The organism is Pseudomonas borbori (genome assembly GCF_900115555.1).
In the GTDB taxonomy this organism is placed as follows: domain Bacteria; phylum Pseudomonadota; class Gammaproteobacteria; order Pseudomonadales; family Pseudomonadaceae; genus Aquipseudomonas; species Aquipseudomonas borbori.
In genome coordinates, this window is sequence record NZ_FOWX01000009.1 from 110,871 (window position 1) to 124,508 (window position 13,638).

The window sequence follows — 13,638 nt, forward strand, 5'->3', positions numbered from 1 at the left end:
TCCCACGGAAAGCGACAGACGATCCGTTTCTCAACGCTCCGTCGAGCTGTGGCGCGGGCTGGCGGGATGGGCATCGCGGCTCTGCCAGAGCAGCACCGCCAGCGCCAGGTAGGCCAGCGCCCAGCAAGTCGCGGCGAACAGCAACCAGCCCTGCTGCTCCAGGCCCAGCAGTGGCGGCAGCACCCGGGCCAGTGCGGCCAGGCTGATCAGCAGAACCAGCGGATGGATCCAGCGCCGGGCATTGGCGTCGCGGAAGCGATAGATCAGCCGCGTGCGCGCCATTACCGCGAAGGTCAGGCTGCCCAGCGCGCCGATGCTCAGGGCGTGCAGCGTTGCCGTCACCGGCAGCGCTGGCAGCAGCCTGCTCAGTCCGAACAGCAGCAGACCGATGGCCAGCCAGGCGTAACCGAGCAGCAGCACCAGCAGGTCCGCGCGTTTGCCGCAATGCCAGGGCTGCCAGCGCAGCAGGCGGATCGCCGCGAGTACGCTGGCGGCGACCAGCAGCCCGCCAACCAGAGGTTCGAGCGGTGGCCAGGGCGGCAGATTGAACAGCAGGGCGAGCAACAGCAGGATCAAGCCGGCGCCTTCGAGCTGCGGTTGTACGCGTGCTGCCAACTGACGTCCCTCGCTCTGCGCATGCCCGGCCAGCGCCGGAGCGATGATTCGCCCGCCCATGAAGAACAGCAGCACGGCGATCAGCAGCAGGGCTTCACTCAGCAGGGGCAGGGCGAGGGGCTGGCTGAAGGCGCTGCTGGCGACGGCGCTGAGCAGACTCAGGGCGGCGACGACCGGGGCGACGATCTGGTTGCGCCATTTCTTCGCGGCGCCGAGAAAGCGCGGCACCACCTTCCAGGCCAGCCCGGCGCCGAACAGCGCGGCGCTCAGCAGGGTCAGCCAGGACCCCGGCCAGAACAGGAAGCCGAGGCGCGCCAGTAGCCAGCAGCCGAGCAGGGCGAGGGTCAGGCGCAATGGCTGCGGACCGAGCAGGTAGCCGGCAATTACCGCCAGGGCGAAACCGAAGAGCATTTCATGGGCATGTCCGGCCGGGGTGGCCAGTCCGGGCAGCACGGGGGCCAGGCCGAGCATGGTCAACACCGACCAGGGCAGCAGCAGCGCCGCATAGAGTGCGGCCGCGGGAAAGAACCAGGCGTTGGCGAAGGGCAGGCGCGGTTTGTGCGGGTGCATTGCGCACCTCCGGGAGGAAGCGGGACGGGGCCAGCGCCCCGTCACCGAACGGCAGCGGTCAGCGGCCGGCGAGCAGCTCGCGACCGCGTTGGGCTGCGGCGCGCACCTGGTTTGGCGCGGTGCCGCCGATATGGTCGCGGGCGCCCACCGAGCCTTCCAGGGTCAGTACGGCGAACACGTCCTGTTCGATCTGGGTGCTGAACTGGCGCAGTTCGTCCAGGCTCATTTCGGCCAGATCCTTGCCGTTGTCGACGCCGTATTTCACCGCGTGGCCGACGATTTCGTGGCAGTCACGGAACGGCAGGCCCTTGCGCACCAGATAGTCGGCCAGGTCCGTGGCGGTGGAGAAGCCGCGCAGCGCCGCTTCGCGCATGATCGCGTGCTTGGGCTTGAGCGCCGGGATCATGTCGGCGAAGGCGCGCAGCGAGTCGCGCAGGGTGTCGGCGGCGTCGAACAGCGGTTCCTTGTCTTCCTGGTTGTCCTTGTTGTAGGCCAGCGGCTGGCCCTTCATCAGGCACAGCAGGCCGGTCAGGGCGCCGAACACCCGGCCGGTCTTGCCGCGCACCAGTTCGGGTACATCGGGGTTCTTTTTCTGCGGCATGATCGAACTGCCGGTGCAGAAGCGGTCCGGCAGGTCGATGAACTGGAACTGCGCGCTGGTCCACAGCACCAGCTCTTCGGAGAAGCGCGACAGGTGCATCATGGCGATGGAGGCGGCGGCGCAGAACTCGATGGCGAAGTCGCGATCCGACACGCCATCGAGTGAGTTGCCGCCCACGGCGTCGAAGCCGAGCAGCTGGGCGGTGATTTCGCGCTGGATCGGGTAGGTGGTGCCGGCCAGCGCGGCGCTGCCGAGCGGCATGCGGTTGGTGCGCTTGCGGCAGTCGAGCAGGCGCTCGTAGTCGCGGCTGAGCATTTCGAACCAGGCCAGCAGGTGATGGCCGAAGGTCACCGGCTGGGCGGTCTGCAGGTGGGTGAAGCCGGGCATGATGGTCGCGGCTTCACGCTCGGCCTGTTCCAGCAGACCCTGCTGCAGGCGGGTGATCTCGGCGAGGATCAGGTCGATCTCGTCGCGCAGCCACAGGCGGATGTCGGTGGCGACTTGGTCGTTACGGCTACGGCCGGTGTGCAGTTTCTTGCCGGTGACGCCGATACGGTCGGTCAGGCGCGCCTCGATGTTCATGTGCACGTCTTCCAGGTCGACGCGCCAGTCGAACTGGCCGGCTTCGATCTCGCTCTGGATCTGCTTCAGGCCATCGATGATGGCGTCGCGCTCGGCGTCGGTCAGCACGCCGACCTTGGCCAGCATGGTCGCATGGGCGATCGAGCCCATGATGTCGTGGCGGTACAGGCGCTTGTCGAATTCGACGGAGGCGGTGAAGCGGGCGACGAAGGCGTCGACCGGCTCGCTGAAGCGGCCGCCCCAGGATTGATTGGTTTTTTCGGTGCTCATGGGCTTCGCTCGGCTGGTGCGCTAAAAAACAGGCGGGCCGCAGGTGGCGGCCAGCGTGGCGGAAAAAGTCCGCCGATAATAACAGGCTGGCGGGCAAAATCGCCGGGTCGGTTTGTCGGCCGTTGCCTCGGACGCAGCGCGGGCAGTGTTGCGTGGCTCACAGTTTGCCGAGGCCGGCCGTATTTTCGCGTTTTATTTTGCCCGACTGCAGCCGGCTCGCTTGCCGCCCGGCCGGGCCACAGGGAAACTGCGCCGATGCATACTCAATGGTTGAACACTAAAAATCAGTCGGCGCCCATCGACGACTTCTTCGTCCCGGAGCTGTGCGAGCCGGAAGCGCTGCTGAGCATGGTCTTGCTGGCCGAACTGCTGGTGCTGGTGCTGGTGCTGGCCGAGCCGATGCTGCCCGGCTTCGACTGGGTGCGCCTGGCGCTGACCTCGCTGTTCGTGCAGTGGATCCTGCTGCTGTCGGCAGCCCTGCTGTGCCGGTTGCGACCACTGCTGGCGCGCTGGCGTGCGGCGCTGGCCGGGGTGCTGTGCTGCCTGATCGTGGTCGGGCTGACGCTCGCCTGCACCGCGGTGGCCGATTATTACGACCTCGGCGGGCCGCTGCCACATGCTGGCGAGGTCAATCTTTACCTGCGCCATGCCCTGATCAGCATGATCATGTCCGCGCTGCTGCTACGCTATTTCTATCTGCAGAGCCAATGGCGCCGGCAGGAGCAGGCCGAGCTGCGTGCGCGCATCGAATCCTTGCAGGCGCGGATCCGTCCGCACTTCCTGTTCAACAGCCTGAACAGTATCGCCAGCCTGGTGGTGGTCGATCCGTTCAAGGCCGAGCAGGCGGTGCTGGACCTGTCCGACCTGTTTCGCGCCAGCCTGGCCAAACCCGGCAGCCTGGTGCCCTGGAGCGAGGAGTTGGAACTGGCCAAACGATATTTGTCGATTGAGCACTATCGCCTTGGCGAACGACTACAGTTGCAATGGGAGGTGGTCGATGTGCCGAACGATTTACCGATTCCGCAGCTGACGCTGCAACCGCTGCTGGAGAACGCCTTGATCTACGGGATCCAGCCGCGCATCGAGGGTGGCTTGGTGCGTGTCGACGCGAGTTATGCCGATGGGGTGTTCCAGTTGTGCGTCAGCAACCCTTATGAAGAGCCAAGCGAGCAGCCGTCTTCGCGTGGGACGCGCCAGGCGCTGGGTAATATCGATGCGCGTCTTGCGGCACTTTTCGGGCCGCGGGCCAGTCTCAGCGTGGAGCGCCGTGACGGCCGCCACTTCACCTGTCTACGCTATCCTTGTGCGAGACTCACGCAGGAAGCCCGTGTCCTATGAATGTCCTGATCGTCGATGATGAACCCCTGGCCCGTGAGCGCCTCAGCCGCATGGTCGGCGAACTCGATGGCTACCGTGTCCTCGAGCCGTCCGCGAGCAATGGCGAGGAGGCCCTGACCCTGATCGACAGCCTGAAACCGGATGTCGTGTTGCTGGATATCCGCATGCCGGGCCTGGATGGTCTGCAGGTCGCCGCCAAACTCTGCGAACGCGAAGCGCCGCCAGCGGTGATCTTCTGTACGGCCCATGACGAATTCGCCCTGGAGGCGTTCAAGGTCAGTGCGGTGGGCTATCTGGTCAAGCCAGTGCGCGCCGAACACCTCAGCGAGGCGCTGAAAAAGGCCGAGCGACCCAACCGGGTGCAGCTCGCCGCCCTGACGCGTCCGGCGGCGGAAAGCGGGGTCGGTCCGCGCAGCCACATCAGTGCGCGCACGCGCAAAGGCATCGAGCTGATTCCGCTCGATCAGGTGATCTTCTTCATCGCCGACCATAAATACGTGACCCTGCGCCATGCTGGCGGCGAAGTGCTGCTGGACGAGCCGCTGAAGGCGCTGGAAGACGAGTTCGGCGACCGTTTCGTGCGTATCCACCGCAACGCCCTGGTCGCCCGCGAACGCATTGAGCGCTTGCAGCGCACCCCGCTCGGGCACTTCCAGCTATTCCTCAAGGGCCTCAACGGCGATGCCCTGATCGTCAGCCGCCGGCATGTGGCCGGGGTGCGCAAGTTGATGCATAACCTTTAGCCGCGCGCGCAAGCCTGTGCTGATTTGCCCCGGCCTCTGGGGTGAGGCTTGAGGCGGGTCAGCCTGTTATCATCCCTGGCAGTTCGTTTTCTGGAATTGCCCATGATCCGCGAAATCCGTATTGCCACCCGTAAAAGCGCCCTGGCCCTGTGGCAGGCCGAACACGTCAAGGCCCGCTTGGAGCAGGCTCATCCGGGTCTGGCCGTCAGCCTGGTGCCGATGGTCAGCCGCGGCGACAAGCTGCTCGATGCGCCGCTGGCGAAAATCGGCGGCAAGGGCTTGTTCGTCAAGGAGCTGGAAACCGCCTTGCTCGAGAACGAGGCCGACATCGCCGTGCACTCGATGAAGGATGTGCCCATGGACTTCCCCGAAGGCCTGGGCCTGTACTGCATCTGCGAACGCGAGGATCCGCGCGACGCCTTCGTTTCCAACACTTTCGACAACCTGGATGCACTGCCCGCCGGCAGCGTGGTCGGCACCTCCAGTTTGCGCCGCCAGGCGCAGTTGCTGGCCCGCCGCCCCGACCTGAAAATCCAGTTCCTGCGCGGCAACGTCAATACCCGCCTGGCCAAGCTGGATGCGGGCGAGTACGACGCCATCATCCTCGCGGCCGCCGGCCTGATTCGCCTGGGCTTTGCCGCGCGTATCCGCTCCTCCATCAGTGTCGATGACAGCCTGCCGGCGGGCGGGCAGGGTGCGGTCGGTATCGAATGCCGCAGCGCCGATGCGCAGATCCATGACTTGCTGGCAGCGTTGAACCATCACCAGACCGCCTTGCGCGTCAGCGCCGAACGGGCGCTGAACAAGCGGCTCAATGGCGGCTGTCAGGTGCCGATCGCCTGCTATGCGCTGCTCGAAGGCGAGCAATTGTGGTTGCGTGGCCTGGTTGGCCAGCCCGATGGTGGTTTGCTGCTGCGCGCGGAGGGTCGTGCTCCGGCGGCGCAGGCCGAGCAACTCGGCGTGCAGGTCGCCGAGGCGCTGCTGGCCCAGGGCGCAGCGGATATCCTGCAAGCCGTCTACGGTGAGGCCGATCCCGAGTGAGCGACTGGCGCCTGCTGCTGACCCGCCCGGCCGAGGAGTGTGCGGCCCTGGCCGCGACCCTGGCCGAGCAGGGGATCTACGGCAGCAGTCTGCCATTGCTGGCGATCGAGGCCCTGGCCGAGACGCCGGAGCAGCGCGCAACCATTCTCGAGCTTGATCGCTACTGCGCGGTGATCGCGGTGAGCAAACCGGCCGCGCGGCTGGGCCTGGACTTGCTCGAGCGCTATTGGCCGCAGCCGCCGGCCGTGCCGCTCTGGTTCAGTGTCGGCGCGGCCACCGCCGAGATCCTCGGCGACTATGGCCTGCCCGTGCATTATCCCGCGCAGGGTGACGACAGCGAGGCCTTGCTGGCGCTGCCGCAACTGCGGCAAGTGCTGGCGGCGGCGTGCCCGCCGCGGGTGCTGATTCTGCGTGGCGAGGGTGGCCGCGAACTCCTCGCCGAGCGCTTGCGCGACCAGGGCGTGGAAGTCGACTATCTGTCGCTGTACCGCCGGCTGTTGCCGCACTACCCGCCAGCGGCACTTGTCGAGCGGGTGCAGGCGGAACGCCTGAATGGCCTGGTGGTCAGCAGTGGCCAGGGTTTCAGCCATCTGCTCGAGCTGGCCGGCGAGCACTGGCCGTCGCTGGCTCGGCTACCCTTGTTCGTACCCAGCCCGCGTGTGGCTGAACAGGCGCGGGCTGCTGGCGCCAAAAATATTGTGGATTGCCGCGGTGCGAGTGCCGCGGCGTTGCTGGCGGCGTTGCAGGCGCAACCTGCCCCCGACCTCTGATGCAAAGGATGGATACGTGAGCGAAGCGACTACCCCGAAAGAACAACAGCCGCCGGTAGCGGAGGCGCCTCCTGCCGCCGCGTCCGCCCCCGTGGCCAAGCCGGCGTCGCGTGGCAATCGCCTGGTCGTGCTGGCCCTGTTACTGGGCGCTGCAGGCGTGGCGGCAGCGGGCTGGGGCCTGTGGCAGTTGCGCAGTCTGGAGCTGCGCGACCAGCAGCAGCTCAGTCAACTGGAGGCGGCGCGCAGTCAAACTGAAGCCTTGGCCCAGCGTACCCAGGGACTGGATGCCCGCCTGCAGCAATTGCCCGGCGCCGATGAGCTGGACGCTCGCCGCCGCCTGGTCGCGCAGTTGCAGGGCGATCAGCAGTTGCTCAACCAGCGTCTGGAAACTGTCCTCGGCGCCAGTCGTCAGGATTGGCGCCTGGCCGAGGCCGAGCATCTGTTGCGTCTGGCCAGCCTGCGCCTGTCGGCCCTGCAGGACATCAACAGCGCCACTGCCCTGGTGCAGGGCGCCGACGAGATTCTTCGCGGGCAGGATGATCCCGCCGCTTTCGCCGCGCGTGAGCAACTGGCCAAGAGCCTCGAGGCGTTGCGCGCTACCGTCAATCCCGATCGCACCGGGCTGTTCCTGCAGTTGGCGGCATTGCGTGAGCAGGTGGCGCAGTTGCATGCGCTGAATCCGGCCTTCGTCGGTTCCGGTGGGGTGCTCAGTGACCTGGCCGCCGAGGGTGATGGCAGCAGTTGGTGGGCCGAGTGGCTCGAGATCCTGTCACAGTATTTCCGTATCGACTTCAGTGCCGACGAGAATATTCGCCCGTTGCTCGCCGGGCAGAGCCTGACCCAGGTGCGCCTGGCCCTCAGTCTGGCCCTGGAGCAGGCGCAGTGGGCGGCGCTGCACGGCCAGACCCCGGTCTATCGGCAGTCGCTGGTGCAGGCGCGCGAGGTACTGGATGCACATTTCGACCTGGACAACCCCAATAGCCGTGCCTTGCGTGCGCGCATCGGGGAGTTGCTCGAGCAGCCGATCGAGGTGGCCGCACCGGATCTGAGTGGTTCGCTCAACGCGGTGCAGGCCTATATCCAGCGCAAGCAGTCGGCCCGCCAGCAGGTCGAGCGTGACCCGGCGGCAGACGCCCTGCCGAGTGTGGAGGAGGCTCGCCCATGAAGCGCGTCTATCTGCTGCTCGTCGTATTGGCGGTCGCCGCGGGGCTGGCGTTGCTCGCCCTGGCGGTAGCCGAGCACAAGGGCTACGTGTTGTTCGCCTACCAGGGCTTTCGCTACGAATCGAGCTTGTGGGCTTTCCTGGCGTTGCTCGCGGTGGTCTGGCTGGCGTTCTATCTGCTGCGGCTGTTGCTGCGCCTGCTCGTTACCTCGGGAGGACTGGTCAATCCCTGGTCGCGTCTGCATGGTCGTCGGCGCGTGCGCCTGGCCCGCGAGCAGGGCTTTCTCGATCTGGCTGAAGGTCGCTGGGCGCATGCCTTGCGTCATTTGCGCCGAGCCGCCGAAGGCGAGGAGCAACCCTTGGCCTATTACCTGGGGGCCGCTCGCGCTGCGCAGCAACTGGGGCAGGAGCAAGACAGCGAGCAGTTGCTGGAGCAGGCGCTCACGCGCCAGCCGCAAGCCGAGCTGGCCATCGCCCTGACCCATGCCGAGTTGCAAGTGGCGCGGGGGCAGACCGAGGCGGCGCTGGAGACCTTGCAGGCGATGAACGAGCGTCATCCCCACCACGCACTGGTATTGCGTCAGTTACAGCAGCTGTATGTGCAACGCGGCGATTGGTCGGCGCTGCTCGGCTTGTTGCCGGAATTGCGCAAGAGCAAGGTGCTCGCCGATGCCCAGTTGGCCGAGCTGGAGCGGCAGGCCTGGTGTGGCCGGCTGGCGGATGCCAGTCGGGCTGACGAAGACGGCGGGCAGGATGCGTTGGCGGCGCTGGCGCAAGCCTGGCAACAGCTGTCGGCGGCGCACCGTCAGGAGCCGGAGCTGTTGGCGGTCTATGCCGAGCGCTTACGTGTGCTGGGTGCGGAGCCCGAAGCCGAAGAATTACTGCATGCGGCGCTCAAGCGCAGCTATGACAGCCGCCTGGTACGCCTCTATGGCTTGCTGCGTGGGCGCGACCCCGCGCGCCAGTTGCAAGCGGCCGAGGGTTGGCTGAAGCAGCACCCGAGTGATCCGGGCCTGTTGCTGACGCTGGGGCGGCTGTGTTTGCAGTGCCAGCTGTGGGGCAAGGCCAAGGAATATTTCGAGACTAGCCTGGTGTTTCAGCGCCATCCGGAAACCTGTGCGGAATTGGCGCGTCTGCTGGCTCGGTTGGGCGAGACCGAGCAGAGCAATCGTTTGTTTCAGGAAGGGTTGGGGCTACTCGATCAGCGTTTGAACAACCTGCCTTTGCCTGCTCCAGGCATCAGCCGATAGGCGGATGCCTGCATGGTGCTGCAGGCGGTTTCCCTGAGCTTGCCGGGCGGCAGGTGGCGCTGTGCGGCCGAAATTGTGTCGATCCGTTTGATGTCGATCATGGGATGGGGCTGATTGATCAACCCATGCTGTGCAAGTTGGTCTGCATATGTTGTAGTGCAGGCACGCGTCGAGTGGCGTCTGGTTGAGTTTCTGCAAGCCAGACGCTGTGCGGGTCGCTGATTAAACGCTCGTATGAAGTTTTCTCGACCGAGCGCCTTGAAGGCGCAGGTTCGCGGGCATAATCTGGCTCGCAAGCGCCGCCGGAAAGTTGCCGTTTCGTAGGTTTTTTTCTGGACCATGTGCCGATTGACAAAAAACCGTCTCGGATCGGACGTATAACAGAAATACCGATAAGGGAAGTGAGGCCATCATGCTCGATAGTTGTCAGAACGCCCAGGAACGTTGGGGTGGTGTTCACCTGCTGATCGACCGCTGGTTGCAGGAGCGTCAGGATCTGGTGGGGGCCTATACGGCCATCAGTAGCTCACCTCAGGCACCGATTACCAATGCGCAAGCCTTGCAGAGGTTCTGCGAAATTCTGGTCGACTACGTATCCGCCGGGCATTTCGAGGTCTATGAACAGTTGACCAATGAAGCCAAGGCTTTTGGCGATCAGCGCGGTCTCGACTTGGCCACGCAGATCTATCCGCGCATCGAAGTGATCACCGAGGTTGCGCTGGCGTTCAACGATCGCTGCGATAACGGCGATTGTCGCGACAGCGTGTCCCTGGGTGAAGAGCTCCAGCGTCTGGGGCAACTGCTGCATGAGCGTTTCGAGCTGGAAGACTGCTTGATCGAAGTGCTGCACAACGCGCATCAGCAGCAGGTACAGGCTCCGGTTTCGGTGCTCTAGCCGGCGGTTTTAATGGTCCTGCCCGGGTTCGCTCTTGTGCAGGGACTCAGCCTCCCAGGGGGGGCTGAAGCCGGCCGGCGTTCAGCCCAGGCATCGCCCATCGACAGATGAGGGCTAGACCGGCTTGTGCGACCCATTCCCTCGATCTCAATGCAGTCGCTAGCGACTGGCGAGTCAGGCGTCTAGTATGACTCGCATCTACATCCGCCTGGAGGCGCGCCATGTCGGCCACAAAGAATACCAAGAAGAAATCGGTCAGTACCCCGCTGCACTTGCTCCATCAACTCTCCGGCAGCTTGCTCGAGCATCTTGAGGATGCCTGTTCGCGAGCGCTGATCGATGCTGAAAAGCTGCTCGGCAAGTTGGAGAAGCAGCGCGGCAAGGCCCAGGAAAAACTGCATAACGCCCGCGTCAAATTGCAGGATGCCGCGGTGGCGGGCAAAACCAAGGCGCAGGCCAAAGCCAAGGATGCGGTGGCCGAACTGGAAGAGTTGCTCGATACCCTCAAGGGCCGGCAGAGCGAGACCCGCGACTATATCGTCGGGCTCAAGCGCGATGCCCAGGAAAGCCTGAAGCTCGCCCAGGGTGTGGGCAAGGTCAAGGAGGCCGCCAGCAAGGCGCTGGGCCGCCGTGAAGCCAAGCCCGCCGTCGCCAAGCCTGTCGCGGCCAAAGCTCCGGCAGCCAAGGCCGCGGCCAAACCGGCGGCGAGCAAGGCGCCCACCAAGGTCACCAGCCCATCTGCCGCCAAGCCCGCGGCCAAGCCCGCGGCTAAGCCTGCAGCAAAACCTGCGGTCAAGGCCGCTGCCAAGCCGGCAGCCAGTAAAGCTGCCGCCAAGCCGGCCAACAAGGCACCGCTCAAGCCTGCTGTCAAACCAGCCGCCACTACTGCGGTAGCCGCCAAGCCGGTTGCCAGGGCAGCCGCCAAGCCGGCGGCGAAGAGCAGTGGCAAGCCTGCGCTAGCCAAGCCAGCGCCTGCCAAGGCGCCTGTAGCGGCCAAAGCGGCGAGCAAGCCAGCGGCGAAACCTGCGGCTAAAGCTGCCGCCAAACTCGCGGCGCCAACCGCGGTTGCCAGCTCGCCGGCCGTGCCTGTCGCGGCCACTGCCGTACCAGCAGGCGGCACCCCGCCGACAGCGTCCTAAACCTGTCGGGCTGCGGCGTGCAGTAGATGCAGTGCGTCGCGGTCGGCTGCCGTGTTTACGCTGGCCAGCCTGTGCAGCCAGCCGTGCACGTCCTCGCTCGCAGCGTCTGGCCAGGCGTGGCAGCATGACGCCAGACGTTGCAACTGTTCGCGTTCGGCTTGCAGTTCAAGCTGTTTGATCTGCTCGCGCAGCGCCGCCAGGGCGCTGTCGTGGTGAGCGGCTGCGCGCCATCGTTGGCGAACGTGCCTGAGGGGGCTGACCACCTCGCGCTGCCAGGGCTGCGCTAGGGCGCGCAGGCAGTCGGCTCGGACGGCGCTGCAGGCCACGCCGCGACGGCCGAGCCAGGCAGCGCAGAGCAGCAGGCAGATATCGTTACCCCGGGCCTGCAGGTGCAGGCAGGCGGTCTCGACGCCGGGGCGGCGATAGAGGTCTTCGGCGAAACGCCACAGGTCAGGATGCATGGTGCTTTCCGGGTGTGCGGCGGGCGACTCTGGTAGACTCCGCCGCCATTATGATCCGACTCCAGAACCTCACTTTACAGCGTGGTCCCCAGCGTCTGCTAGAAGACGCCGAAATGACCCTGCACCCCGGCCACAAAGCCGGCCTGATCGGCGCCAACGGCGCCGGCAAATCCAGCCTGTTCGCCTTGCTGCGCGGCGAACTCAGCGCGGACGCGGGCGACTGCCTGATCCCTGCCGACTGGCGCATTGCCCATATGCGCCAGGAGATCGACGCCGTCGAGCGCCAGGCGGTGGACTATGTGCTCGATGGCGATCTGCAGCTGCGCAAGGTGCAAGCCGAGCTGGCCGTTGCCGAGGCCGCCCATGACGGCGCGGCCATCGCCCGTTTGCACACCGAGCTGGATAACCTCGATGGTTACAGCGCCGATGCCCGTGCGCGCAAATTGCTCGCCGGTTTGGGCTTCGACAGTGCGCAGATGGATAGACGCGTCGGCGACTTTTCCGGCGGTTGGCGCATGCGTCTGAACCTGGCCCAGGCGCTGATGTGCCCGTCCGACCTGCTGCTGCTCGACGAGCCGACCAACCACCTGGATCTGGATGCGATCCTCTGGCTGGAGGGCTGGCTGCAGAGTTACCCCGGCACCCTGTTGCTGATTTCCCACGACCGCGATTTTCTCGATGCGGTGGTCGATCACGTCGCCCATGTCGAACAGCGCAAGCTGACTCTCTATCGCGGCGGCTATTCGGCCTTCGAACGCACCCGCGCCGAGCGCCTGGCCCAGCAACAGCAGGCGTACGAGAAGCAACAGGCGCAGCGCGCGCACATGGAAAAGTACATCGCCCGCTTCAAGGCCCAGGCGACCAAGGCGCGCCAGGCGCAGAGCCGGATCAAGGCGCTGGAGCGTATGGAAGAACTGTCGGCGGCGCATGTCGACTCACCGTTCGACTTCAGCTTCCGCGAGTCCGACAAGATCTCCAGCCCGCTGCTGGACCTGAGCGAAGGCCGTCTCGGCTATGCCGACAAGGTGGTGCTGGACCAGGTCAAGCTGCAGCTGACGCCCGGTGCGCGCCTGGGTTTGCTCGGCCCTAACGGCGCCGGCAAGTCGACCCTGATCAAGAACCTGGCGGGCGAGCTGCAGCCCATCAGTGGCCGTCTGCAGCGTGGCGAGAACCTGGTGGTCGGCTATTTTGCCCAGCACCAGCTCGACGCCCTCGACGACAAGGCCAGTCCGCTCCTGCATTTCCAGCGTCTGGCGCCGAGCGAGCGCGAGCAGACCCTGCGCGACTTCCTCGGCGGTTTCGATTTCCGCGGTCCGCGCTGCGACGAACCGGTGCTGAATTTTTCCGGCGGCGAAAAGGCCCGTCTGGCCCTGGCCCTGATCGCCTGGGGCAAGCCCAACCTGTTGCTGCTCGATGAACCGACCAACCACCTCGATCTGGAGATGCGTCTGGCTTTGACCATGGCCCTGCAGGAGTTCTCCGGCGCGGTGGTGGTGGTCTCCCACGATCGCCATCTGCTCAAGAGCACCACCGATGAGTTCCTGCTGGTCGCCGATGGTCGGGTGCAGCCGTTCGACGGTGATCTCGAGGACTATGCGCGCTGGTTGAACGACTACCGGGTGCGCCAGGCGCCGGTCAGCAATAGCGAAGGCAACCCGGATAAAACCGACAAGCGCGCCCAGCGCCAGGCCGCGGCTGCGCTGCGCCAGCAGCTGGCGCCGCTCAAGCGTGAAGCCGACAAGCTGGAAAAGGAACTCGGCCAACTGCATCAGAACCTGGCTGCCGTGGAAGCCCGCCTTGGCGACAGTACGATCTACGAGGCGGCGAGCAAGAATCAGCTGCGCGATGCGCTGGCCGAACAAGCCACGCTGAAAAGCCGCGAAGCCGACCTGGAAGAGCGCTGGCTGCATGCGCTGGAAACCCTCGAGGCCTTGCAGGCCGAGCTGGAGACGGCCAGTTGAGCGAGCCCGCTCGGGCCGTGCCGATTGTACTGCCGGTGTGGGTGCGCCGATCTGCGGATCGGCGATTGCGTCGAGGTGATCGAGAGTGCCGCCAAGCCCGATGTCGGCGGCCGGGGCCCGGAGATCAGCCTGTTCTACACCATCCCGGGTGCGCCGGGCACCGGGGTACAGGGCCCAGCAGCCCGTTCTTTCAGAAAGCCGTGCGCCGTTGGCGCAATGGCGAACGTCCCTCCACCCGCA

At 65.7% G+C, this 13,638-nt stretch carries 12 protein-coding genes; 9 read left to right on the plus strand and 3 right to left on the minus strand.

Annotation, left to right across the window (positions count from 1 at the left end; genetic code table 11):
* Window positions 1–30: 30 nt before the first annotated feature.
* Both BM315_RS08945 and argH read right to left on the minus strand, forming a co-directional pair.
* Entirely contained in the window at window positions 31–1,185 is a 1,155-nt protein-coding gene (locus BM315_RS08945; RefSeq protein WP_090499987.1) for an NnrS family protein, read from the minus strand.
* A gap of 58 nt (window positions 1,186–1,243) precedes the next feature.
* On the minus strand, window positions 1,244–2,638 hold the full coding sequence (argH, locus tag BM315_RS08950; protein WP_090499989.1) for an argininosuccinate lyase: 1,395 nt from the start codon (window positions 2,636–2,638) through the stop codon (window positions 1,244–1,246).
* 255 nt (window positions 2,639–2,893) lie between these two features.
* On the opposite strand from argH, the gene BM315_RS08955 reads away from it, so the two are divergent.
* The 8 genes from BM315_RS08955 (at window position 2,894) to BM315_RS08990 (ending at window position 10,976) form a co-directional block, all read left to right on the plus strand.
* Window positions 2,894–3,976 carry a sensor histidine kinase gene (locus tag BM315_RS08955; RefSeq protein WP_090499991.1) on the plus strand — a complete coding sequence of 361 codons (1,083 nt, stop codon included), beginning with the start codon at window positions 2,894–2,896 and terminating at the stop codon, window positions 3,974–3,976.
* Window positions 3,973–4,719 carry a LytR/AlgR family response regulator transcription factor gene (locus BM315_RS08960; protein ID WP_090499993.1) on the plus strand — a complete coding sequence of 249 codons (747 nt, stop codon included), beginning with the start codon at window positions 3,973–3,975 and terminating at the stop codon, window positions 4,717–4,719. Before BM315_RS08955 ends, BM315_RS08960 begins: the two co-directional genes overlap by 4 nt.
* Before the next feature lie 102 nt (window positions 4,720–4,821).
* On the plus strand, window positions 4,822–5,760 hold the full coding sequence (gene hemC, locus BM315_RS08965; RefSeq protein ID WP_090499995.1) for a hydroxymethylbilane synthase: 939 nt from the start codon (window positions 4,822–4,824) through the stop codon (window positions 5,758–5,760).
* Window positions 5,757–6,530, plus strand: coding sequence for a uroporphyrinogen-III synthase (locus tag BM315_RS08970; protein WP_090499997.1), 774 nt, complete (start codon window positions 5,757–5,759; stop codon window positions 6,528–6,530). Before hemC ends, BM315_RS08970 begins: the two co-directional genes overlap by 4 nt.
* Before the next feature lie 16 nt (window positions 6,531–6,546).
* Window positions 6,547–7,695, plus strand: coding sequence for a uroporphyrinogen-III C-methyltransferase (locus BM315_RS08975; protein WP_090499999.1), 1,149 nt, complete (start codon window positions 6,547–6,549; stop codon window positions 7,693–7,695).
* Window positions 7,692–8,942 carry a heme biosynthesis HemY N-terminal domain-containing protein gene (locus BM315_RS08980; RefSeq protein ID WP_090500002.1) on the plus strand — a complete coding sequence of 417 codons (1,251 nt, stop codon included), beginning with the start codon at window positions 7,692–7,694 and terminating at the stop codon, window positions 8,940–8,942. The genes BM315_RS08975 and BM315_RS08980 overlap by 4 nt, the downstream gene beginning before the upstream one ends.
* A gap of 412 nt (window positions 8,943–9,354) precedes the next feature.
* Window positions 9,355–9,837: a sigma D regulator gene (rsd, locus tag BM315_RS08985; protein WP_090500005.1), complete on the plus strand. Its 483-nt coding sequence runs from the start codon at window positions 9,355–9,357 to the stop codon at window positions 9,835–9,837.
* 221 nt (window positions 9,838–10,058) lie between these two features.
* Complete coding sequence (locus tag BM315_RS08990; RefSeq protein WP_090500007.1) at window positions 10,059–10,976, plus strand: AlgP family protein; 918 nt, start codon at window positions 10,059–10,061, stop codon at window positions 10,974–10,976.
* Here BM315_RS08990 and BM315_RS08995 read toward each other — a convergent pair.
* On the minus strand, window positions 10,973–11,437 hold the full coding sequence (locus tag BM315_RS08995) for a TIGR02444 family protein (RefSeq protein WP_090500009.1): 465 nt from the start codon (window positions 11,435–11,437) through the stop codon (window positions 10,973–10,975). The genes BM315_RS08990 and BM315_RS08995 overlap by 4 nt on opposite strands.
* Before the next feature lie 50 nt (window positions 11,438–11,487).
* Here BM315_RS08995 and BM315_RS09000 point away from each other — a divergent pair, with 50 nt between their 5' ends.
* Window positions 11,488–13,398 carry an ATP-binding cassette domain-containing protein gene (locus tag BM315_RS09000; RefSeq protein ID WP_090500012.1) on the plus strand — a complete coding sequence of 637 codons (1,911 nt, stop codon included), beginning with the start codon at window positions 11,488–11,490 and terminating at the stop codon, window positions 13,396–13,398.
* Window positions 13,399–13,638: the final 240 nt, after the last annotated feature.

What these genes read in the sequence shown, in the direction of transcription:
- BM315_RS08945 (WP_090499987.1), bottom strand. Translation starts at nt 1,185, where the DNA reads ATGCACCCGCACAAACCGCGCCTGCCCTTCGCCAACGCCTGGTTCTTT.
- argH (WP_090499989.1), bottom strand. Translation starts at nt 2,638, where the DNA reads ATGAGCACCGAAAAAACCAATCAATCCTGGGGCGGCCGCTTCAGCGAG.
- BM315_RS08955 (WP_090499991.1), top strand. Translation starts at nt 2,894, where the DNA reads ATGCATACTCAATGGTTGAACACTAAAAATCAGTCGGCGCCCATCGAC.
- BM315_RS08960 (WP_090499993.1), top strand. Translation starts at nt 3,973, where the DNA reads ATGAATGTCCTGATCGTCGATGATGAACCCCTGGCCCGTGAGCGCCTC.
- hemC (WP_090499995.1), top strand. Translation starts at nt 4,822, where the DNA reads ATGATCCGCGAAATCCGTATTGCCACCCGTAAAAGCGCCCTGGCCCTG.
- BM315_RS08980 (WP_090500002.1), top strand. Translation starts at nt 7,692, where the DNA reads ATGAAGCGCGTCTATCTGCTGCTCGTCGTATTGGCGGTCGCCGCGGGG.
- rsd (WP_090500005.1), top strand. Translation starts at nt 9,355, where the DNA reads ATGCTCGATAGTTGTCAGAACGCCCAGGAACGTTGGGGTGGTGTTCAC.
- BM315_RS08990 (WP_090500007.1), top strand. Translation starts at nt 10,059, where the DNA reads ATGTCGGCCACAAAGAATACCAAGAAGAAATCGGTCAGTACCCCGCTG.
- BM315_RS08995 (WP_090500009.1), bottom strand. Translation starts at nt 11,437, where the DNA reads ATGCATCCTGACCTGTGGCGTTTCGCCGAAGACCTCTATCGCCGCCCC.
- BM315_RS09000 (WP_090500012.1), top strand. Translation starts at nt 11,488, where the DNA reads ATGATCCGACTCCAGAACCTCACTTTACAGCGTGGTCCCCAGCGTCTG.